Origin of the sequence: Stenotrophomonas sp. SY1 (assembly GCF_021202945.1) — a bacterium.
Lineage (GTDB): Bacteria > Pseudomonadota > Gammaproteobacteria > Xanthomonadales > Xanthomonadaceae > Stenotrophomonas.
The window spans coordinates 1,000,054-1,022,872 of record NZ_JAJOYR010000001.1 but is presented as its reverse complement, the minus strand read 5'-3'; the positions used below and the strand labels follow the sequence as shown (position 1 = coordinate 1,022,872).

The window sequence follows — 22,819 nt, the reverse complement described above, 5'->3', positions numbered from 1 at the left end:
GCGCGTCGCCTTGCGGCTGGCCCGCAGCCACAGGATGCGAGGAAGCAGGCAACGCGGATATCGGATGCGTTCGTGGTTTCGCGGCCAAGGCCGCTCCTACGAAAAACTTAGGGACGCAGCAGCAGACGCGGCACCTGCAGCGCCGCATGCGCCCAGATCGCGCACCACACGCCGACGCGTACCGGCAGGCCGCGGTGCGGTGCCTCGAACTTGCGGAAGTAGCGCCACAGGCCACGGTGCTTGTGCCATTCGACGAAGAATGGCCGTGAGCGGCTGGACACACCGCGCACATGCAGCACCTTCAGTTCGTTGGCGATGGCCACCACTGCTCCGGCTTCGCGCGCACGACGGCACAGATCCAGGTCTTCCGCATGCAGGCGATAAGCATCGTCCCAGCCACCCAGGCGCACGAACAGCGCGCGCGGCATCAGCAGCAGTGCGCCGGACAAGGCCTGCACCCGCTGCAACGGCGCCGAGCGGTCCACATCCACCGCCAGCTTTGAACCGGCACCCGGATTGCGCAGCATCGCGGCGAAATCCGGGTCGCGACGGCGCACTGCGGCGTCGGCCATGCCCTGCTCGTCCACCTGCTCCACACCAAGCAGGCAATCACCCAGCGGCTGGCCCAGATCGCGCAGCTGCGTCAGCGTATCCGGCTCGACCATCAGGTCCGGGTTGATGAAGGCCAGCCACGCCGCACTGCATTCGCGCGCCCCCTGGTTGCAGGCGGTGGCAAAGCCGGGATTGTCGGGGTTGGCGATGAAACGCACGCGCGCATCGGCCGAGGCGTGTCGCTGGGCGATGGCCACCGACGCATCATTCGAAGCATTGTCCACCACGCGGATTTCGACCACGTCGTGCGCGGCGCGCAGGCGCTGCAGGCATTCGTCGAGCGTGCTGGCGCTCTGATAGCTGACAACCACAACGGCAATGGAATCGCTCACGCCTGCTCCGGGCCTGGAAGGGGACCACAGGCTTCAAACAGGTCGCGCTGGGCTTGCGGCATTATCGCCTGCTCGCAAAGCTGTTGCAGTTGCTGACGATGAACGTGCAATGGGTCGTCCATCAGGAAACTGGCCTGGCGTGTGGTCCACGTCGGCCAGCGCGTCGCCAGCACCTCCATGTCGCCATCGGCCGGCCTGCCTTCGTCCTGGCGGCCGACAAAGGCGTTGTCGCACAGCACATTGCGCCAGCCCAGCCCACTCATGCGCAGGCTCAGGTCCACCAGCGCCGCGTACCAGGAACCGAAACTCTCCACGTCCAGGCCACCGGCGCGACGCCGGGCATTGCCACGGATCAGCACCGCATGGGTGACTGCCGAAGGCAGTTCCGGATGCAGCAGCGGCATCGCCGCCAACGCCTGTGACAGCCGCTGCAGATCACGCGGCACCGGATTGAGCTCGCCGGCACGCGGCCACGACACCACTTCGCCGGCATTGCTCCATGGCGTGGCGGTGGCGATGGACGCATCGCGCGCGAAGCATTCGTTCAACTGCTGCAGCCAGCCGCTGGTGGGCAGCGCATCCGGTGCAAGCACCGCCACGTCGGCGTCACCACAGGCATGCAGCATCTGCTCCAGGTGCAGCGCTTCGCCAATGGCGCGTGGCCGGCGGGTGTATTCGGCCTGCAACCGGGTATGGGCCAGCCAATGCTCGATCACCGCCTGACCACGCGGACCGGCCTGTGCATCATCGGCCAGCCACACCGGCGTGCCGGCCGGCGTGGAGTGCTCCAGCGCCGCCAGGCAGGCATCAAGCGCTGCGTCATCCACGCCTACGGGCAGCAGGATGACCGGCAGCGCCATGTTCAGCGCCCCGCCTTCTTCTGCGGCAACGGGTCCAGTGCGCGGAACTTGCTGCCGTACTCGTCGGTGAGATTGCGGGCTTCCTGCGGGTTGCGGACGATGGTGGGCGTGAGCAGCACGATGACTTCGCTGCGGCGGCTGTTTTGGGTCTTCTTGCCGAACAGGCCACCGATCACCGGCAACCGGCTCAGGCCGGGGAAGCCCGAGGAACCCTTGGTGGCGCTGTCCTCGATCAGGCCGGCCAGCATCACCGTGTCACCAGCGCTCACCGCTGCCTCGGTCTTCATGCGGCGGGTGTTGATGCGGACGTTGCCATTGTCGTCGGCCTCACCTTCCGGCGAACTGACCTCCTGCACGATGTCCAGGAACACCATGCCGTCGCGGGTCACGCGCGGGCGCACCTTGAGGGTGGTACCGGTTTCCAGGTACTGCACCTGCGCGTACTGGTTGTCGCTGATGCCCGACACCGACACCGAGTACACCGGGATCTTGCTGCCCACGTTCAACGTCGCCACCGCGTTATTCCGCACGAACAACGACGGCGTCTGCAGCAGCCGCACGTCGGTGACCTGGTCCAGCGCGGTGATCACCGCTGCGGCGTTCTTGCCGAGGAAAGTCCAGCTCAAACCGCCACCGCCCTTGCCGTCGCTTGGCAGGATGGCACCGGCGATATCGCCCCAGATACCACGGCCCAGCGCCGATGGCAGGCCTGCGCCGCCATCGGCCACGGGCGTATTCACTGCCTGCTCGAAGAACCAGCTCACGCCGTAGCTCAGCTCACCGGTCAGCGCGACTTCGGCCACCTGCGCTTCGATATGCACCTGCAACGGCATCACATCGAGCTTGTCCACCACCTCGCGGATCGAGCGCCACGCCTGCGGCGAACTGCGCACCAGCAGCGTGTTGGTTTCTTCCACCGCCGAAACGCCGACGCGATCGCCTTCCACTTCCAGGGTGACGCTGCCATTGCCGGTGCCGCGCGAGGGCAGCGACAACGACTCGCCGCTGCTGCCCATGCCGGTACTGTTGCCCTCGCCAAAGCTACCGCTCTGCTCACCGGCCAACTGACTGTCGGCACCGGCCGAAGGATCGCTGGTGCCGCGTCCTTCCAGGCTCATCGCAGTGGCACCCGGCGCCAACGATGGCCCGCCCGCGCCCTGCCCACCACGCGAACCACCACCGGCACCGAACACCTCAGCCAGGCGATCAGCCAGGTCCTTGGCCTTGATGTACTTCAACTCATACGAAAACAGCCGCGCATTGCCGCCGGCGCTGTCGATGCGGTCCAGCCACTGCTGGATCTGGTCCAGGTAACGCGCCTGCGGGGTGATCACCAGCACCGCGTTGGCGTTTTCCAGCGGCATGAAACGGAACATGCCGGCGCTGGGCGTCTTGCTGCTTTCACCAAACACCTTTTCCAGGTCGCCGGCGACCTGCGCCGCACGTCCGGACTGGATCGGAAACACGCCCACCGACATGCCCGACAGCCAATCCACGTCGAAGATCTCGACGGTGCGCAGGTAGTTTTCCAGTTCGGTGCGGGTACCGCCCAGGGTGATGACATTGCGCGAACCATCGATGCCAACGATCGCATTCGGGCGCGCGTACGGCTCCAGCACCTTCTTCATTTCGGTGGCGGATATGTACTGCAGCGGCACCACCCGCACTTCGTATCCGCGTGCAGCCGAGGCCGGTGCGGTACTCGGCGCCACGGTACCGGCCAGCGACTGGTCGGCCGGAATCACGTTGTAGCGGCCACCGCTGTAAACCAGGCGCGCATTGTTCCAGCCCAGCACCATCTCCAGCAGGTTCAATGCCTGCGCCGGCGACACCGGTTGCGGCGTGGCCAGGGTCACCGTGCCCTGCACATTGGGAGCGATGACGTAGTTCTGGCCGAGCATGTCGCCGAGGATGGCCTTGGTGACGGCCTGCACCGATTCGCCTTCGAAATTGAACACCGCGCTGCCATTGCCGGCCGCCGACAGCGAGGGGGCCGGTGCCGATGCAGCAGCGCGGTTGATGACCGTACCGTTGCCGCGGCGGATCACTGCCCGGCCCTGCCCGTCATCGGCCTGCTGTGGCGCTTCCACCTGGCCCAGCGGCTGTGTGCGTGCCGGCTCACCCGCTGCCGGTGCCGTTGCCTGCGTGCTGGCTGGGTTGCGGCGTATCTCCGGCACCGGCGTGGTGGCGCAGGCGCTCAGCGCGCCGATCAGCAGGGTGATGGGAACAATGCGTGACGTCATGCGCTCACTCTACGGGTTCTGCCCGGCAGGGCTGCTGCCGTTGCGTTGTTGTTGTGCCTGCCGGCGACGCGCCTGGATGCGCTCGCGGATGGCCTGTATCTGCTCGGCCGAGGGGCCGTTGGCGGGCTGCGCCTGCGCCGGGTTTGTCGCCACCGGTGGCACCGGTGTGGGAACCGAGGAAGCCGGGATGTCGGCTGGCGGAGGCAGCGCCACACCCTGTGGATTCCTGCCGCTGAACACCTCCAGCTCAAGGTTGAGCGTGCCCGAAGGCCCACTCACCACCGCACCGCGGGGCTGCAGTGACAGCAACTGCCAACCTGATTGCGGCTCGCCGCCCAGGCGCAGCCGCAGCGACTGGCCCTGCTCGGTGGTCAACGTGGCCATGTCCAAGCCGGGCGTCATCAACACACCGGTCAAACGCACGCTGCCACTGCTGGTCGCCCCGGCTTCGCCCATCACGAACGGATGCGGGCGCCGATCACTGGCGAACAAGGGGCGTTCGAGTGCCTGTGTGTTGTCGGTGGCCTGCGGGCGCGGTGTACCGGCCGCCGGCAACGCCGGCAGCATCGGTAACTCGGCAATCCCGTCGGCAGTGCCGATCCGGCTGCCCAGCCCGAACAGGGTTGCCGCCCACACCAGCAACGCCCAGCCACCAAAAGCTGCCAGCAACCAGGTGCGCAGACCGGCGACGTCATTGCGCATTGCTCACCTCCGGCGCTGCGGCTGCAGTTGCTGTCGCGGTACCCGGACGCAGGTAACCACTCAATTCGAAACTGACATCCAGTCCGCTGCCGCCTTCCGTGGCAGCCGACGCAAGGATGTCCAACCGTTCCACCCGCAGTTGCGGCGTGCCGCTTTCCAAAGCCTGCAACACATTCATCCATTCGGCCATGCCACAGCGCAGCCGGGCCTGCACCGCCACGCGCACGAAGCGACCGGAGCTGTCAGCCGGCATCGGCGAGCGGTCACTGATCGCGCAGCTGCGGTTGTCGGGGCTGGCCTGGCGCGCGGCTTCCTCCAGGCGCTGCACCAGCCGTGAGGTGGCCAGTTCCGCCGAGGCTTCGGGCATGAAACCGGGTTGCTCGGCCAGCAGTGCCTGCGCCTGTTGCAGGCGCTGGGCTACCTGCGGTGCCTGCCGCAGTTGCAGTTCGATGCGTTGCTGGCGCTCCTGCAGGCCGGCGATCCGTGTATCCACCTCACGCAACGGCTGCGTCCACAACGGATGCACCAGCAGCAGGTAGATCAGGCCGATCATCGCCAGCAGCAGGCCCAGGGCCAGCCAGCGATCACGGCGTGTGGGTTGCGGCGCCATCGGCGGCCTCCTTGTGCGGGGCCTGCAGTTCGGCGGTCAGGGTGAAACGTTCGCGGGAATTGCCGGTGCCGGCCTGCAGCACCCCGGTCAGCGTCGGGGTCTTCCACAACCCCGCGCCCTCCAGCGTGGATACCAATGAGGATGCGCTGCCACTCATGCCGATCAACTGCATGCGGCCGCCTTCGATGGAGAGTTTTTCCAGCCAGGTGTCATCACCCAACCGTTGACTGAGCGCATTGATGACTTCGGTGGCCGTGGCCTGCTGCGCGCGTTGCTCGGCGAAGAACGCCTGCCCATCCACCAGGTCCTGCAACTGCTGGCGCTGCGCGGCCACTGCCCGTGCGCGCACCGCACTGGCGTCCACCTGCGCGGCCAGTTGCGCGGCGGCGGCACGCCGGTTGTCGAGCAGCTGCCAGGCGCCCAGGACCAGCATCACCAGACCACCGAGCAGCAGCAGGCGGTTGAGCCGTTGCATCGGGTCCCGCCGCACGCGCCGCTGGTCCGCCGGCAGCAGGTTCACGCCCAGCGGCATGCCCGCCTCATCGGCGGCATCGACGCCGTCCAGCTGGCCCTGCCATGCCTCGCGCGGCAGCAGCAACGTGTCGATGACAGGGCGCGGCGCGACCACCAGCTCCACATCCAGTTGGCCATCGTCGCGACGGCCAATCGGGCGCACATCGAAATAGGCCTGTGCAGCGGTGAATGGGGTTTGACGGTCGATCTCGAAACGCAGCACGTCGTGCAGGCGCCCTTCGGCCGCCGCCGGCAAGCGCAAGGGCCTGCGCAGCACCGCGTTAGCCGGCAGCAGGGCGATCCGCCGCAGGTTGACATCGCGCGCAGGCACGGCCGCATCCACCGCCTCGGGCGTCACCGGCAACGGCAACACCGCCAACGGCAGGCATTGCTCGCCCTGCACCCGGGCCAAGTCGATGTGCTGCCCGTCCGGGGCCAGCACCAGCCGCGCACCGGAAAGGCCCAGCAGGCCCTGCCAGCGCATCGGCAGCCAGGACAGCAGCGCCCGTGTCCACCACGTCCAGAGTCCATCGGCCCCCGGCGCGATGCGTGCCCCCAGCTGATCCAGCCTCTCGCGCAACGCCGTCATCGTGATACTGCTCCCTGTTCCCACCGCAACACCGTGTAAGGCGCGCCGCTGGCGCCTTCCGGTGCCAATCGAACCACGCTGCGCAGCACCGCCACGCGCCCGTTCCCCATCTGCACCTGGCTGCGGACACTATAAGTGCCGGCTCCCGATGTGCCAGCCATCGGCGCAGTTTGGCCGATCACGCCGGCGGCGTCTTCCCGCTCGCGCTGGGCAATGACCAGTGCTGCATCCATGCCCAACGCGGTGAGCACCGGCGCGGCAGCAAACCGCGCGTCCGGCCGGCTGCCGCCCCAGACCGTCACCTGCGGTGCCAGACGGGCGTACAGCGCGGCATCCATGCCCAGAAGGCGCTGCAGCTCGCCGATGCTGTCGAAGCGGCCGTTGCTGGCGCCATAAGGGTAGCCGGCAGCCTGGTAGTCAGCGCTTTCAGCGCCACCGGTTGGCTGGCGCAGGTCATCGGGATCGCGCCAGTCCAGGATCGCACCGGCCACCTGGGTGGCGCGCGCCGGTTCGACGGCCAACGCACGCAGCAGGGCTTCCAGCAACGGCCGGTCGGCCTGGTTGAGATCAACCTTGCCGCTCTCGTCGACGATGTTCAGGTCCACCACCTGCTCCGCGAACTGCCAGCGATAGCGCCGGCCATCGGCGCGCCAGGACGGTTGCGTGGGTGTGGCGCGCATCCGTGACAGCGCGTAGTCGATACCGGCATGGGCAAGCTGCTCGCCAGCGCCCAGATCCGCGCTGACCCGCCCCTGCATGTATTCCACGCGCGCACTCAAGGCGAACGCGCCGATGGTCGCGGCCAACAAGGCGATCAACCACAGCACCAGCACCAGCGCCGCACCGCGCATCCTCATCGCCAGCTCCCGGCCACGCTGGGCTGCGGCAACGCCACCACCAGCGGCGGCCAGGCATTGCCCTCGGCGGGCGTGATCTCGATCGATACCAGCAGCGGCATGCGGCCAGGCACCTGCCACTGCGGCTGCCAATCGCCGAGCGTGCCGTTGGCCGGATCGATGCCGCGATAACGCAGGCGTACTTGCTTGAGTTTGTCGACCAACAGTTCCGGCGGACGCGGCGGGCTTTCCTCGATCGCACGCCCGCCCTGCAGCAGGGTCAGGCCGATGCGGAGCTGGCGCGTATCGCCGCTGCCGCTGACCTCCAGCGCATGCAGATACGGGCCGCCGCGTCCCAGGTAATCCGGAACATCGGCGACGAAGCGCATCTGCTGCGCATCACCGCTGAACACAGTGGTCGCAGCACCGGCCGGGTCGGCTTCCATCGGCAGCGGCATGGCCGAAGCCAGGCGTCGGCGCAGGAAACCCTCCACGCCGCGCATGCGCTCGTTCTGGCTGGCGATGAGTTCGCCGCGCGTGCTGATGGCCAGGGTGGAACGCACGATCGCAAACGCCAGCGCCATGCCCGCGGCCAACAGCACGGTGGCCAGCAGCACTTCGATCAGGGTGAAGCCCCGTGCGGCGCGACGGGCAGCCTTCACGGTGCGCCTGCCAACGGCGTGTTGGGACGCAGGCGCAGGCTGCGCCAATGCAGTTGCTCCTGCGCGCTGTCGCCCCAGCGCACGCGCAGGTCCAGTTGCCACAAACGCGAGCTGGCCTGTCGCGGTTCGACATAAGGCGCCACCTGCAAGGTCCACCGGTAGCGCCCCTGCTCCCACTCGCCCTGGCGCTGGCCGGCGGCCAATGGCGCGTCGATGCCCACCGTCGCAAGCAGCGACTGCGCGTGCAATGCCGCCCTTCCCTGCTGGTCGGCGACGCGCACCTGGCGTGCGGCACCGGACAAACTGCCCAGCAACAGCGTGGTCGCCAGCGCCATCAGGGCAAAGGCAACGATGACTTCGATCAGCGAATACCCTGCCTGCCGCTTCACGCCTCTTCCCCGCGTGACAGGCCCGCGCGCACTTCGCCGGTGATCCAGCCGATATCGATGCGCCACACCGCCGCGCGCGCAATCAGTTCGATGCGTCCACCGCTGGAGGCACCGTCCTCGAAGAAACGCACCACGCCGGCATTTTCCTTTGCCTGCACCTGACGCGCACCGGTAAAGCGCAGCGACATGCCAGCAGGAAGTTCGCCGCGACGACCATCCGGTCCCTGCCAGTGGCCGTTGCGCACGTTCAATTCAAACTGCTGGGGCACACCGGTGGCGATGGCGCGGGTGCGCGTGTAACGCAGTTCCGCGGCCAGCTCCTTGCCGGCCGAACGCAGCCGCATGCCATCCAGCCCACCGTTCATCGCCATCGCCGCGACCATCGCGATGACCGCCACCAAGGCCAGCACCAGCATCATTTCCAGCAGCGACATGCCCGCCTGCCCGCCACCACGCGGCGACATCGCCGGCCGCCGGGCAAGGGAACGCATCAGGAGCCGCTGCCGGAACATGCCGCTTATTCGTAGCGGATGTCGGCGTTGTAACTGTCGCCACCGGGCTGCCCGTCCTTGCCCAGGCTGATCAGCTCGAACGGACGCCCCTCGCCGGGTACGCGGTACTCGATGGCGTGGCCCCACGGATCGCTGAACTCGGCCGGCTTGGCATACGGCCCCAGCCAGCCACTGACGCCTGCCGGCTGGGTGGAAAGCTCGTCAAGCTTGGCCGGCAGGCGGCCGGTGTCGAGCTGGTAGTTCTCCACCTTGCCGGCCAGGGTCTGGATCTGGGTCTTGGCCAGGTTGGCCTTGCCACGGTCGGCACCGCCCAGCACGCGGCTACCCACCAGGGTGAGCACGGCACCGATCAGGACGATGACGATGATGATTTCCAGCAGGCTCATGCCCGCCTGACGTGCGTGGAAAGCAGGTTGTTTCAATGCGCGCTTCATGGGGTCCTTTCTCTGCGTTTCGGGGGAATGGATGTCAGCCGATGGCGTTGGTGAGGTCGTACAGCGGCACCAGCACCGCCACGATCACCACGCCCACCACCGAGGCCAGCGCCAGGGTGATGACCGGCACCAACGCGGCCAGCATGCGGTCGATGGCGCGTGCGCTTTCCTGCTCGAAGGTGTCGGCGGTCTTGAGCAGCATGCTGTCCAGCGTGCCGGACTCCTCGCCCACCTGGATCATCTGCAGCGCCAGCCGTGGAAAGCGGCCGTTGCGGCCCAGCGATGCGGACAGGCCGGCGCCGTTCTTCACCGCTTCGGCGGCATCTGCCACATCGGCAGACAAGGCACGATTGCCCAGCACATTGCGGGCGATGCCCAACCCGGCCAGCAGCGGCACGCCATTGCGCAGCAGCGTGCCCAGCGTGCGCGCCAGGCGTGCGGTTTCCAGCTTGGCCACCAGCGCGCCGGCCATGCGTCGACGCAGCAGCCAGGTATCCAAAGCAAGACGGAAGCCGGCATCGCGTCGTTTGCGTTCCACCCACAACAGCGCCAGTGCCGGCACCACGACCAGTACGATCCACCACTGCCGCACCAGCAGGCCGGCCTCCAGCACCGTGCGGGTGAACCACGGCAGGGTCACGTCCAGGCTTTCGTACATCTGCGCGAACTGCGGCACCACGTAGCCCAGCAGGAACAACAACGCGCCGCCAACCACCAGCAGCAGGATCGCCGGGTAGATCATCGCGTTGACCACGCGCGCCTTCAGCTCCTCGCTGCGCTCCAGGTAATCGGCCAGCCGCTGCAGGGTCTCATGCAGGCTGCCACCGGCTTCGCCGGCACGCACCATGTTCACGTACAGGCGCGAGAACAAACCGTGCTGGCGTTCCAGCGCCTGCGACAGCGGCGTGCCACCGCGCACACTGTCGCGGATGTCGCCGATGACCCGGCGCGCACGCGCGTCTTCGGGAGTTTCCAGCAGGATAGACAACGCCCGGTCCAATGGCTGGCCAGCACCAAGCAAGGTCGCCAGCTGCTGGGTGAACTGCACGAGCGTGGCACCGGTGAACGGGCGTTGCCGCCATTGCTTCCAACTGGCGCCATCGAATGCCGAGCCGGACGCCAGGCGTGCTTCCACCGGCAGATGCCCCTGCTCCTGCAGGCGCGCGATCACCTCGGCATCGCTGGCCGCTTCCATCTGCCCATCCAGCAGTTCGCCGTGACTGTCCAGCGCCTTGTAGCGGTACAACGGCATCAGCGCATGGACTCCTGGTGGATCAGCGGGCTCATGCGTCCTCCGTCACCCGCAGCACTTCTTCCAGCGTGGTTTCGCCGCGCAGTGCCTTGATGATGCCGTCCTCGTACATGGTGCGCATGCCGGCCGCGCGCGCGATCTGTTCGATCTCACCCATGCCGGCCTTGCGCATCACCGCATTGCGCAGTTCATCGTTCATCACCAGGAACTCGACGATGGTGGTGCGCCCCTTGTAACCGGTAGGCGCCAGCGCCGACGGCTGCGGGTGATACAGGAATATCTCGCCGTGCGGCTGGTAGCGGCGCAGGTTGAAGCGTTCGATTTCCTCGGCCGATGCCGGGTAACGCTGCGCATGGCCCGGCTCCAGCCGGCGCACCAGGCGCTGGGCCAGGATGCCGTTGATGGTGGACGTGAGCAGGTAGTCCTCCACGCCCATGTCCAACAGCCGGGTGATGCCGCCAGCGGCGTTGTTGGTATGCAGCGTGGACAGCACCAGGTGGCCGGTGAGTGCCGACTGGATGGCGATGCGCGCGGTTTCCAGGTCGCGCATTTCGCCGATCATGATGATGTCCGGGTCCTGGCGCACGATGCTGCGCAGCGCGTTGGCGAAGTCCAGCCCGATCTGTGGCTTGGCCTGGATCTGGTTGATGCCTTCGAGCTGGTACTCGACCGGGTCTTCGACGGTGATGATCTTCACCTTGTCGGTGTTGAGCTGGCTCAACGCGGTGTATAGCGTGGTGGTCTTGCCCGAACCGGTGGGGCCGGTGACCAGCAGGATGCCGTGCGGCTGCGTCAGCACCTTGCGGAACTGCGGCAGGAAATCGTCGGAGAACCCCAACCGCTGGAAGTCGAACACCACCGCCTCGCGGTCGAGCAGGCGCATCACCACGCTCTCACCGTGCGCGGTCGGCATGGTACTTACGCGCAGGTCCAGTTCCTTGCCCTGCACGCGCAGCATGATGCGGCCGTCCTGCGGCAGACGGCGCTCGGCGATATTGAGCTTGGCCATGATCTTTATGCGACTTATCACCGCAGCGGTGAGATTCACCGGCGGGCTCTCGCCATCGATCAGCACGCCATCCACGCGGTAACGCACTTTCAATCGGTTCTCGAAGGGCTCGATGTGGATGTCCGAAGCACGCAGCTCCACCGCACGCTGGATCAGCAGGTTCACCAGGCGGATGACCGGCGCTTCGGACGCCAGGTCACGCAGGTGCTCGATGTCATCGACCTGCGTGGCCTCGCCGTCAGCCGATTCCAGGATGGTGCCCATCGCGCTGCGGCCCTGCCCGTACCAGCGTTCGATCAGTTCATCGATCTCGCTGCGCAAGCCAACCACCGCTTCAACCTCACAGCCGGTCGCCAGGGCGATGGCGTCCTGCGCGTAGCGGTCCTGCGGATCGGCCATCCACAACCGGATGCGCCCGCGCTGCTCGCCCAACGGCAACACCAGGAACTGCTTGAGGAAACGCAGCGGCACCAGCTCGGCGCCCTCCACCAGTTCCGGTGGTTGCTCCGGCACCTCCCGTGCGGACAGCTGACGCAGGCCCAGCACCCGTGCGCAGGCATCGGCGTGATCGCGTTCAGACACCAATCCGAGCCGTGCCAGCAGCGCCAGCAGGTCACCTCCGGATTCACGCTGCAACTGACGCGCACGTTGCAGGTCGGCCTCCTTCAGGCGGCCCTGCGCGAGCAGTTCGGCGACAACGCGCTCGACGGGCGCAGGCGCAGCATTGGCGTCGTTGACTACCGCGTTCACGCATTCCTCCTGTGATGGCCGGACTTTAGCAGTTCTTTCCCGCCATCCGCGTGCGATCCGATGCCCTTTTCCGTGGTGCCGGTATCTGCACCGACACATGATCAGGCGCGTTGCATTCCGCCCGCAAGACGGGCCGGCACCGCCATTGGATCCGCGCGACGGTCAACACGTTGTCGCCGGACCGAGCACCCCGAAAAAAAGAACCCCGGCATTGCCGGGGTTCGAAAGTGCTGCAACAACCAGTTACTGGCGAGCCACCAGAGTCACGCCCGAGTACGGGGCAACGCCCACCAGCTTGATGAAGTACGTGCCTGCCTTGGGCGTGGTGAAGCGCACCGTCTCACTGTTGCCAGCGCGGGTGGAACGTGCGTCGGAGGAGGCGGCGGTCGGCTCCTTGTCGTGGCTGACATACAGCGACACGTCACCGGTGCCACCGTAGGTCATGAAGGTCAGCACCTTGCCGGCCTCGGCCTCGAAGCTGTACAGCACTTCGTTGCCGACGCCGCCGGCCAGCCCACCCACTGCCACCTTGTTGACCAGCGGCGTGGCCACCGGGCCGCAGTCGTCCACATTCGGGTCACACGGCGGTGTGGTTGCCTTGTCCAGCGCCGCCTTGAGATCCAGGATGCCGGCGCCGATCGGCGTGGCGGCCGGGATGGCCACCGGGAACGGCTTGACCGTGGAGACCAGCAGCTCGCGCATCTGCGCCCAGGTCAGCGGCGTATCGACCACGCTCTGGATCATCGCCGCAGCAGCGGCCACGTGCGGCGACGCCATGGAGGTGCCCACCATGCCGGTCGGTCCCCATTCACTGGTCGGCCCCTGCTGGCCCTTGTTGGTCACCTGCCAGATCCAGCCGTTGTTGTTCTGCTCAGCGTTGCCACCCGGTGCGGACAGGTCCACACGCGGCCCGTAGTTGGAGTAATAGGTCTTGCCGCCGTTGAAGCCGGTGGCACCTACCGAGATGACGTTGTTGCATGAGGACATCGTGTAGCTGCCGGCATTGCCGTTGCTGTTGCCTGCCGCCACCACGATGATGCTGCCCAGGCCGATGGCCTGATTGATGGCGTCCTGATAGATGGTCGGGCAGCTTGCCGGCCCACCGCTGCCCAGGCTCATGTTGATCACTTCAGCCGGCGTCTGGTTGGTCGGCAGGCCCGGCACGGCGCCGCCGGCAGCCCAGATGATGCCGTCGGCGATATCGCTGCCGAAGCCACCGCACGAACCCAGCACGCGCACCGGCATGACTTTCGATTTGAACGCCAAACCGGCGAAGTTGAGGCCGTTGTTGGTGTCCTGCGCGATGGTGCCCGAGACATGGCTGCCATGCCACGAACTGACATCGGCATCATGCGGATTGGCGCTTGCCCAGCCGGTGCAATAGTTCTGCTCGACCCAATCGCCCACGTCCCAACCGCCGACAACACGGTCATCGGTCGCACGACGCGAAACGCGCTTGTCGCTGATCATGTCGTAACCGGGAATGACGGCGGTCTGCAGGTCCGGATTGCCCTGCGCGATGCCGGTGTCGATCACCGCCACCACCACGCCTTCGCCCTGCGAGATGTCCCACGCCTCGGTGGCGTTGACGCCACTCAGTGCGTTGTAGAAGTTCCACTGCGCGAAGGTCTGCGGATCGTTCGGGGTGAAGCTCGGGGTTTCGGTGGCCATGTGGTGGTACAGCCGGTCGATCTCCACGCTCTCCACCGTCGGATTGGCCTTCATTTCGCGGATGAAATTCGCCGCCTCGGCGCCATCGAGCGAGCGCGAGGTCTTGACCACCGCCCAGCCCGGGCTGCCCATGCGCCGCAGCAACGCCGCACTGGCCGCCGGACGTGCAGCCGAGCGTGCCGTGGCCGGCAGCGCACGGTTCAAACCTGCACGGGAAGCGGCCGCATTGATGCCCTGGTTGGCCGCAGCCGAATCACGCAGTTCGCTGGCGCCGGCACGGTACTTCACCACGAAGCGATAACCACCCTCGCCTGCGGCCGGTGCGCTGCTCAGCGGACGTGTCTGCATCGGCGCGCCGGGGCCGGCCGCCGAAGCGACGGGAACAACGATTGAAGCCATCAGCACGACACCGGCAACTGCCATTCCAAGCTTGGTCTTTTTCATGTTCGATCTCTCGTCTGGTGGAACAGGGATGGAACTCCATTGCTGCATTGCATTGCCTTGCCTTCCCGGCTCGCACCCGCTGCGTCAGGGGGATGAAACAGCGGGCGGACACGAACCCGGATGCCCCCGCCGCAGCGGGCGGGGGCGAAACCTCATCGTGCTTACCAGCCGAAGCCGGCACCCACGCCTACCGAGCTGTCATCGCTACTGAATGCACCACCCAGGGTGACAGTGGCGCGGTCACTGATCGCCCGTTGATAGCCCAACGAAAGCGCCGACTCACCACTCTGGAAGCCGATGCCGACACCAACCCGGTTCTGCGTGCGTACACCGGCGGCGCTGGTGGCCATGTTCAACATCGCCGCGTTCATCGCACCCTGGCGATCGATGCGGCGATCAACATTGCGCAGGCGGTTGTCCATGTCCTCGCGCAGCCCGGTGAAGCTGTCGTTCAAGCTGCCAAACTTGCTGTCGGTGTAGCTGTTGGCCGAGGCGACCCCCTGGTCCAACTGGCCCTTGTTCACCGCATCGGTGGCCTGGGTGCCGGCGGCGACATTGGTGACCTGCCGTTCGTTGCCGGCACTGCCTACCGAAACGCTGTTCGCACGATCGGCCACCGAACCCTGACCCAACGCCACCGCACCCTGTGCGGTGACGCTGGCACCCTGCCCCAGCGCGGTACCGGACGCGGCCGACACCGATGCCCCTTCACCAGCGGCCAGTGCGTTGGTTGCCGCTGCGGTGATGTGGGTGTTGGCGCCCACTGCGGTACTGCCATCGGCGTCGACACGCGCATTGCTGCCCAGTGCGGTGTCGTTGGGACCATGCGCGTAGCTGCCATTGCCGACGGCGGTGCCGGTGACGTCATTGGCAACGGCCTGATCGCCCAGTGCCGCTCCGCCGCTGGCTACGCTGGCACCGGCATCGACGGGCACACCGGTTGTGGCAGTGCGTGGCCCGTTGCCATTGCCATTGCCATTGCCGTTACCGTTGCCGTTGCCGTTGCCGTTGCCGTTGCCGTTTCCATTACCGTTTCCGGCAATGCGGTTGTTGATCGACGTGACCTGGCGGTCAAGCGCATTCAACGCAGAGCCCACGTTGTTGTAGCTGCTGCCCTGGATGACGTAGGTCGGCGCCACGAACATGCCCTGCATGCCCACCGCCGCACCGCCGCCCAGGAAGCTGGCCATGTTGCCCAGTGACTGGAACAACTGCCCGCCATTGATCGCCTGCATGCTGCCGGCGGCGATATTGCCGGCAGCCACATTATCCAGCGTGGTGCCCTGCAATCCGGACAACGTCAGCTTGTTGCGGCTGGCATCGTCGTAGGTCACCGCGTTTGCGGTCACGCCTTCGACGTCACCGATGCGGCCATCGATGTCGTTGACGCGCGTTTCAACCGTGCCCACCCGCTGGTTGGTGACATGCAGCTGGCCACCGGTAACGGCGTCGCTGCTGCCCTCGGCGACGCGGCCATTGGCAACGTTGATGATCCGACGGGTTGCCGGCCCGGTACCACCCGGCCCAGCACCCACCGATACCACGTTGGCCTCCGTCGCCCGCGAACCGGCACCCAGCGCCACCGAATTGGCACCAGACACGCCGGCACCGGAGCCGATGGCGACGCCGTTGACGCCGTTGCTGGCAAACGCGCCATAACCGATCGCCACGCCGTTGGCCGCGGTGATCGAGGTCTGCCGACCCAGCGCGGTGCTGTTGGCTGCCCGCGCCGACGCATCGGCACCCACCGCCGTCGCACCGTTCGCATTGGCCAGACTGGCAGTACCGAGCGCGGTGCTGCGTTCGGCACTGGCCGTGGCGCCAGAGCCAGCGGCCATGCTGTTGCCACCGCTGGCAGTGGCCACGCCATCACCACTGGCCTGGAAGTACTTGTTGGTCTCACCGGCCAGGTCCGCAACCGCATCCAGCTGGTTCTTGTTGACCGCGTCGGTGCCTTCGGTGCCGGCGGCAACGTTGGTGATCTGACGGTCGATGGCCGCATGGGTCACGCCCGCTGCATCCGTCCATTCCTGCGCGGCACCCACCGACACCGCGTTGGCACGGTCCGCCAGCGAGCCCGCACCCAGGGCCACGCTGTTGCGCGCATCCTTGGTGGTCCAGGTGTTGGAACCCAGCACCACCGAATCCTGCGCCTGCGCGTAGCTGTTGTAACCGACCACCGTTGCACCATCCTCGGTGGCCCAGGCCTCGGCGCCGACCGCCGTGGTGTGCTTGCCGAGGGTTTCACTGGCCGCATCCTGCCCAGCCAGTGAATTGGTACCGACGGCCACGCCCATTTCCCCGGTCGCCGCGTTGTTGCCAACCGCCACGCCGCCCTCACCGGCACGGGTCTGCACGCCGAATGCCGCGCCAGCGATACCCGCGATGGCGTTCTGGCCCATAGCCGTAGCCACTTCGTTTGCCTGGGCAGCGGTGCCCACCGCAGTGCCGAAGAACGCTGCCGAGGCATTGGAGCCCACCGCCACCGCCTGCCAGGCGTCGGCGGTCGAGCCGAAACCAATTGCCGTGGATTCGCGTCCCGTCGCCCAGGCCGCCGTGCCGACTGCCGTGGCGGCCAGCCCATGAGCCTGCGCATCAGGACCAATCGCCGTGGCGAACAGACCCTTCGCGCTGCTGTCTGCACCGATGGCCATGAAGCCACCGTTCGATGTACTGGCATTGGTGCCGATGGCAATGTTGTTCTGGCCGGCTGCGCTGGCATTCAAGCCCACCGCAACCGCGCCACTGCCCGTGGCCAGCGCATTGCTGCCCAACGCTGTGGCGTTGTCGGCCAATGCATTGGCGCCGCTGCCATACGCCGATGCACCGTTGCCGATGGCGTTGGTGGCTTCACCGGCTGCAACAGCGTTGTCGCCTTCGACATAGGCGCCGGCATCACTGTCGGCACTGCCGCTGGCCTGGAAGTACTTGGCCGTTCTCTGGCCTTCCTCAGCCACCGCAGCAACGTCATCCAGCTGCGACTTGTTCACCGCATCGGTCGCTTCCGTACCGGCTGCGACATTGGTGATCTGCCGTTCGGCACCTTCGCTGCCGACCGACACGCTGTCGGCACGATCCGCCACCGAGCCGGCACCCAGTGCCACCGAGTTGGTGCTGCCAGCTTCAGCGCCCGTGCCGATGGCCGTCGATTGCTGACCAAAGGCCCAAGCGTTGGCACCAACCGCCGTGGCATCGTCACCAAACGCCCAGCTGCCGCTGCCGATGGCCACCGCATTGGTCGCGCCGATACCGAAGAAACCGAAGCCGGTTTCAGCCCCATCACCAATGGCCAGGCTGCCCGCACCCAAGGCCGAGGCATTGCGACCGACCGCCACGTTGCCGTCCTCGTACGCCGCTGCGTTGTAGCCGACTGCCGTGGTGCCTGCGCCTTCGGCCAGACTCTGCGAGCCGGTCGCCGTACTGAAGTTGCCCAGCGCATTGGCCACCGCACCGTTGGCGGTGGATTGATCACCGCTGGCCTGCGCGCCGACGCCGGTTGCAGTGGCAGCGAAGCCGTCCGCATTGGCGCTGGCACCGAGCGCGGTACCACCGACGCCCGCGCTGGTCGCACCGGTCTGCACCGGCACACCACCGACGTTGATCAGCGGATCGCCATTTTCGTCCACCGCATTGCCACCCACCGCCACCGCGCCCGGGCCGATCGCCTGTGCGTTCTGGCCGAAGGCCGCTGCGTTCTGCCCGGCGGCCAAGGCGTTCATGCCGACTGCGGTTGCGCCGTCAGCCACTGCATTCGCGCCGCTGCCAAACGCCGAAGCACCATTGCCGATGGCGTTGGTGGCCTCGCCAGCGGCGGTCGCGTTGTCACCTTCGACATACGCGCCAGCATCACTGTCGGCACTGCCGCTGGCCTGGAAGTACTTGGCCGTTCTCTGGCCTTCCTCAGCCACCGCAGCAACGTCATCCAGCTGCGACTTGTTCACCGCATCGGTCGCTTCCGTACCGGCTGCGACATTGGTGATCTGCCGTTCGGCACCTTCGCTGCCGACCGACACGCTGTCGGCACGATCCGCCACCGAGCCGGCACCCAGTGCCACCGAGTTGGTGCTGCCAGCTTCAGCGCCCGTGCCGATGGCCGTCGATTGCTGACCAAAGGCCCAAGCGTTGGCACCAACCGCCGTGGCATCGTCACCAAACGCCCAGCTGCCGCTGCCGATGGCCACCGCATTGGTCGCGCCGATACCGAAGAAACCGAAGCCGGTTTCAGCCCCATCACCAATGGCCAGGCTGCCCGCACCGAGCGCCGAGGCATTGCGACCGACCGCCACGTTGCCATCCTCATACGCCGCTGCGTTGTAACCCACGGCGGTGGTGCCTGCGCCCTCGGCCAGACTCTGCGAGCCGGTCGCCGTACTGAAGTTGCCCAGCGCATTGGCCACTGCACCGTTGGCCGTGGATTGATCACCGCTGGCCTGCGCGCCGACGCCGGTTGCAGTGGCAGCGAAGCCATCCGCATTGGCGCTGGCACCAAGCGCGGTACCACCGACGCCCGCGCTGGTCGCACCGGTCTGCACCGGCACACCACCGACGTTGATCAGCGGTTCGCCATCTTCGTCCACCGCATTGCCACCCACCGCCACCGCGCCCGGGCCGATCGCCTGGGCGTTCTGGCCGAAGGCTGCTGCGTTCTGACCGGCGGCCAGAGCGTTCATGCCGACCGCGGTTGCGCCGTTGGCCACCGCATTGGCACCGCTGCCAAAGGCTGACGCACCGTTGCCAATCGCGTTGGTGGCTTCACCGGCAGCGGTTGCGTTGTCGCCTTCGACATACGCACCCGCATCACTGTCAGCGCTGCCGCTGGCCTGGAAGTACTTGTTGGTGGTTGCGGCCACCGTCGCCACTTCATTGAGCTGATTCTTGTTCACCGCGTCGGTGCCTTCGGTACCGGCGGCAACGTTGGTGATCTGACGTTCGGCGCCGTCGCTGCCCACCGACACACTGTCGGCACGATCCGCGACCGAGCCCGCACCGAGCGCCACGCTGTTGGCAGCAACGGCCTGGGCGCTGGAACCCAGCGCCGTGCTATCGGCGCCACGACTGGTGCTGTAGAAGCCAACCGCCGTGCTGTTGGCACCACTGGCCCAGCTTTCCGCGCCCAATGCGCTGGCGTTGTCGCCCGGCGCATAGGCGAAGAAGCCAATGGCAGTTGCTTCGGTTCCCGAGGCTTCGCTCAACGCACCGGAAGCCAGCGCGTAGTCACCCGATGCGATGGCACCAGCACCAACCGCCGTGGACGTTTCACCGCTTGCCTGGGTATCGACGAAGAAGCCCAAACCCGGAATCAGATCCGCCGGGCCGCCGATGGCGACGCTGCTGGTGCCGGTCGCTGCACTTTGCGTACCCACCGAGGTGCTGTAGTCGCCGATGGCACTGGCGACCGCGCCAAACGCAGACGACTGCGCACCGCCAGCAAAGGCGCCCACACCGGTCGCCGTCGCCGCAAAGCCATCCGCACTGGCACTGGCACCCAGGGCGGTGCCGCCAACGCCGGCACTGGTGGCGCCGGTCTGCACCGGCACACCACCGGAGGTGATCAGCGGATCGCCATCTTCATCCACCGCATTGCCGCCGACGGCGACTGCTGCCGGGCCGGTGGCTTGTGCGTTCTGACCGAACGCTGCGCTGTTCTGACCCGCAGCCAGAGCATTCATGCCCACTGCGGTTGCACCATTGGCCACCGCATTGGCACCGCTGCCGAAGGCCGATGCACCGTTGCCGATGGCGTTGGTGGCTTCACCGGCTGCAACAGCGTTGTCGCCTTCGACATACGCGCCGGCATCACTGTCGGCACTGCCGCTGGCCTGGAAGTACTTGGCCGTTCTCTGGCCTTCCTCGGCCACCGCAGCAACGTCATCCAGCTGCGACTTGTTCACCGCATCGGTCGCTTCCGTACCGGCCGCGACATTTGTGATCTGCCGTTCGGCACCTTCGCTGCCGACCGACACGCTGTTGTCGCGATCCGCCACCGATCCGGCACCCAGTGCCACCGCGTTGGTGCCGCTGGCTTCCGAGCCCATGCCGATCGCTGTGGTCTGTTGACCCACCGCCCAGGCATTGGCGCCTACAGCCGTAGCGTCGTCACCAAACGCCCAGCTGCCGCTGCCGATCGCAACCGCATTGGTCGCGCCGATACCGAAGAAACCGAAGCCGGTTTCAGCCCCATCACCAATGGCCAGGCTGCCCGCACCCAGGGCCGAGGCATTGCGACCGACCGCCACGTTGCCGTCCTCGTACGCCGCTGCGTTGTAGCCGACCGCCGTGGTGCCTGCGCCTTCGGCCAGACTCTGCGAACCGGTCGCCGTACTGAAGTTACCCAGCGCATTGGCCACCGCACCGTTGGCGGTGGATTGATCACCGCTGGCCTGCGCGCCGACGCCGGTTGCGGTGGCAGCGAAGCCGTCCGCATTGGCGCTGGCACCGAGCGCGGTACCACCGACGCCCGCGCTGGTCGCACCGGTCTGCACCGGCACACCACCGACGTTGATCAGCGGATCGCCATTTTCGTCCACCGCATTGCCACCCACCGCCACCGCGCCCGGGCCGATCGCCTGGGCGTTCTGGCCGAAGGCCGCCGCGTTCTGCCCGGCGGCCAAGGCGTTCATGCCGACGGCGGTTGCACCGTCAGCCACTGCATTCGCGCCGCTGCCAAACGCCGAAGCACCGTTGCCGATGGCGTTGGTGGCTTCGCCAGCAGCGGTCGCGTTGTCACCTTCGACATACGCGCCAGCATCACTGTCGGCACTGCCGCTGGCCTGGAAGTACTTGTTGGTGGTTGCGGCCACCGTCGCCACTTCATTGAGCTGATTCTTGTTCACCGCGTCGGTGCCTTCGGTACCGGCCGCGACATTGGTGATCTGACGTTCGGCACCCACGTCGCCGACCGACACGCTGTTCTCACGGTCCGCCCACGAGTTGGCACCGATGGCCACGCTGTTGGCCGCTTCGGCAACCGCGCTCTGCCCGAGCGCGGTGGAGTTCTCCGCATCAGCCCAGCTGTTGAAACCGATCGCCGTGGTGTAGTCGGCAACTGCCCAGGCGCCATTGCCGAACGCCGAGGCACCGGTGCCCGACGCCTCGGTGCTGATGAAGCCGCCAAATGTGGTGCCGCCAACGGCAGTGGATTCCTCGCCCGAAGCAATCGCCGACTCGCCAATTGCCGTGGTGCTGACACCCGATGCCGAAGCCGCCAGGCCCATGGCCACGCCGTAGTCGCCGCGCGCTTCGGCGCCGTAGCCCACCGCCGATGCCAGGTCACCCGAAGCAACGCTGTAACTGCCAACCGCAGTGGTGCCGCGACCGCTTGCCTCGGATCGGAAGCCGTTGGCCAGCGCCTGCTGCCCGCCCGCATACGACTGTGCGCCTTGCGCTGTGGCAAATGCGCCGGACGCTTCGGCAGCTGCGCCGAGCGCGGTGCTGTCATCGCCACTGGCAACGCTTGATGCACCCACCGCCGTGGCGTTCTCGGCATCGGCAAGGGCGCTGTCGCCCACCACCAGGCTGTTCGCACCGGTGGCGATGCTGTTGCTGCCAACTGCGGTGGCGTTGTCGCCCACCACCAGGTTCGAATAACCGAACGCGCTGCTGTTCTGGCCTTCGACCTGGTTGAAGTTGCCCACGGCCGAACTGTTCTGGCCGTTGGCGGTGTTCACGTAGCCCAGCGCGCTGGCGTAGTCACCGGCGGCGACGTTGTAGCTGCCAACGGCGGTACTTTCCGTGCCACTGGCCACCGACCCCACACCGGCGGCGGTCGCGCCATCGCCACTTGCCTGCGCATCGTCACTGCCATCGGCAGCTCCGTTTGCCTTGAAGTAGCGCCCCGCCAGCAACGCGCCCTCGGCGGCGGCGTTGAGCTGGTCCAGGTTCACCGCATCGGTGCCCTGCGTGCCGGCGGCGACGTTGGTGATCTGGCGTTCGTTGCCGGTCGCGCCGACCGACACGGTGTTCGCGCGCAGGGCCACCGAATTGGCGCCCAACGCCACGCTGTTGTTTGCAGAAGCGATGCTGGAGGCACCGATGGCAACGGCGTTGCTGCCGGTGGCCTTTGCAGTACCATCAATGGCGCAATCGACCAACCTCAGGCTGCCGAAGACCAGGCATTTCGCAGCGCCCCCAACTTCCACCGACTGGGCCTGCGCTCCGGGTGCTGCCGCACCGGCGCCTATTCCCAACGCGATGGCCAGCGGCAACGCCAGCAGCCGGTGCGAGTGCGAATGGCGCTCGTCGATCACCACGCCCGGCGAACCGGATGTGGCCAGTTCCGAGGCCACGACCAACTGACCCAATGCCTTGTTCCACACCTTGCGATAAATCCGATTCATCGTCACTGCTCCTTGTAAGTGGCTGGTTTTCTTCCGCTCGCAGAAAAGCGCCATCGCCGGGCC

General features: G+C 66.9%; 15 protein-coding genes. All 15 read right to left on the bottom strand.

What is annotated here, in order from left to right; translation table 11 throughout:
* Positions 1-107: 107 nt before the first annotated feature.
* The 15 genes from LR961_RS04030 to LR961_RS03960 all read right to left on the bottom strand — a co-directional run bounded on the left by LR961_RS04030 (position 108) and on the right by LR961_RS03960 (position 22,756).
* Positions 108-944: a glycosyltransferase family 2 protein gene (locus tag LR961_RS04030; RefSeq protein WP_232147161.1), complete on the bottom strand. Its 837-nt coding sequence runs from the start codon at positions 942-944 to the stop codon at positions 108-110.
* Entirely contained in the window at positions 941-1,810 is an 870-nt protein-coding gene (locus LR961_RS04025; RefSeq protein WP_232149185.1) for a glycosyltransferase, read from the bottom strand. The genes LR961_RS04030 and LR961_RS04025 overlap by 4 nt, the downstream gene beginning before the upstream one ends.
* Positions 1,807-4,047: a type II secretion system secretin GspD gene (gene gspD / locus LR961_RS04020; protein ID WP_232147160.1), complete on the bottom strand. Its 2,241-nt coding sequence runs from the start codon at positions 4,045-4,047 to the stop codon at positions 1,807-1,809. The genes LR961_RS04025 and gspD overlap by 4 nt, the downstream gene beginning before the upstream one ends.
* 9 nt (positions 4,048-4,056) lie before the next feature.
* Positions 4,057-4,749 carry a general secretion pathway protein GspN gene (locus tag LR961_RS04015; RefSeq protein ID WP_232147159.1) on the bottom strand — a complete coding sequence of 231 codons (693 nt, stop codon included), beginning with the start codon at positions 4,747-4,749 and terminating at the stop codon, positions 4,057-4,059.
* Positions 4,739-5,359, bottom strand: a complete 621-nt coding sequence (gene gspM, locus LR961_RS04010; RefSeq protein WP_232147158.1) for a type II secretion system protein GspM — start codon at positions 5,357-5,359, stop codon at positions 4,739-4,741. Before gspM ends, LR961_RS04015 begins: the two co-directional genes overlap by 11 nt.
* Positions 5,334-6,461 carry a PilN domain-containing protein gene (locus LR961_RS04005; protein ID WP_232147157.1) on the bottom strand — a complete coding sequence of 376 codons (1,128 nt, stop codon included), beginning with the start codon at positions 6,459-6,461 and terminating at the stop codon, positions 5,334-5,336. Before LR961_RS04005 ends, gspM begins: the two co-directional genes overlap by 26 nt.
* Complete coding sequence (locus tag LR961_RS04000; protein WP_232147156.1) at positions 6,458-7,318, bottom strand: type II secretion system protein GspK; 861 nt, start codon at positions 7,316-7,318, stop codon at positions 6,458-6,460. The genes LR961_RS04005 and LR961_RS04000 overlap by 4 nt, the downstream gene beginning before the upstream one ends.
* Positions 7,315-7,959: a type II secretion system protein J gene (locus tag LR961_RS03995; protein WP_232147155.1), complete on the bottom strand. Its 645-nt coding sequence runs from the start codon at positions 7,957-7,959 to the stop codon at positions 7,315-7,317. Before LR961_RS03995 ends, LR961_RS04000 begins: the two co-directional genes overlap by 4 nt.
* Positions 7,956-8,348, bottom strand: a complete 393-nt coding sequence (locus LR961_RS03990; protein WP_232147154.1) for a prepilin-type N-terminal cleavage/methylation domain-containing protein — start codon at positions 8,346-8,348, stop codon at positions 7,956-7,958. The genes LR961_RS03995 and LR961_RS03990 overlap by 4 nt, the downstream gene beginning before the upstream one ends.
* The gene (locus LR961_RS03985) at positions 8,345-8,839 is read right to left on the bottom strand and encodes a GspH/FimT family pseudopilin (RefSeq protein ID WP_232147153.1); all 495 of its coding nucleotides are present in this window, start codon (positions 8,837-8,839) and stop codon (positions 8,345-8,347) included. The genes LR961_RS03990 and LR961_RS03985 overlap by 4 nt, the downstream gene beginning before the upstream one ends.
* 26 nt (positions 8,840-8,865) lie before the next feature.
* Entirely contained in the window at positions 8,866-9,294 is a 429-nt protein-coding gene (gene gspG, locus LR961_RS03980) for a type II secretion system major pseudopilin GspG (protein WP_232147152.1), read from the bottom strand.
* 34 nt (positions 9,295-9,328) lie between these two features.
* Positions 9,329-10,546 carry a type II secretion system F family protein gene (locus LR961_RS03975; protein ID WP_232147151.1) on the bottom strand — a complete coding sequence of 406 codons (1,218 nt, stop codon included), beginning with the start codon at positions 10,544-10,546 and terminating at the stop codon, positions 9,329-9,331.
* A gap of 31 nt (positions 10,547-10,577) precedes the next feature.
* A complete protein-coding gene (gene gspE, locus LR961_RS03970) occupies positions 10,578-12,305 on the bottom strand; it encodes a type II secretion system ATPase GspE (protein ID WP_232147150.1) in 1,728 nt (575 codons plus the stop codon).
* 243 nt (positions 12,306-12,548) lie between these two features.
* The gene (locus LR961_RS03965; RefSeq protein ID WP_232147149.1) at positions 12,549-14,420 is read right to left on the bottom strand and encodes a S8 family serine peptidase; all 1,872 of its coding nucleotides are present in this window, start codon (positions 14,418-14,420) and stop codon (positions 12,549-12,551) included.
* Between the two features lie 161 nt (positions 14,421-14,581).
* Positions 14,582-22,756, bottom strand: a complete 8,175-nt coding sequence (locus LR961_RS03960; protein WP_232147148.1) for an ESPR-type extended signal peptide-containing protein — start codon at positions 22,754-22,756, stop codon at positions 14,582-14,584.
* Positions 22,757-22,819: the final 63 nt, after the last annotated feature.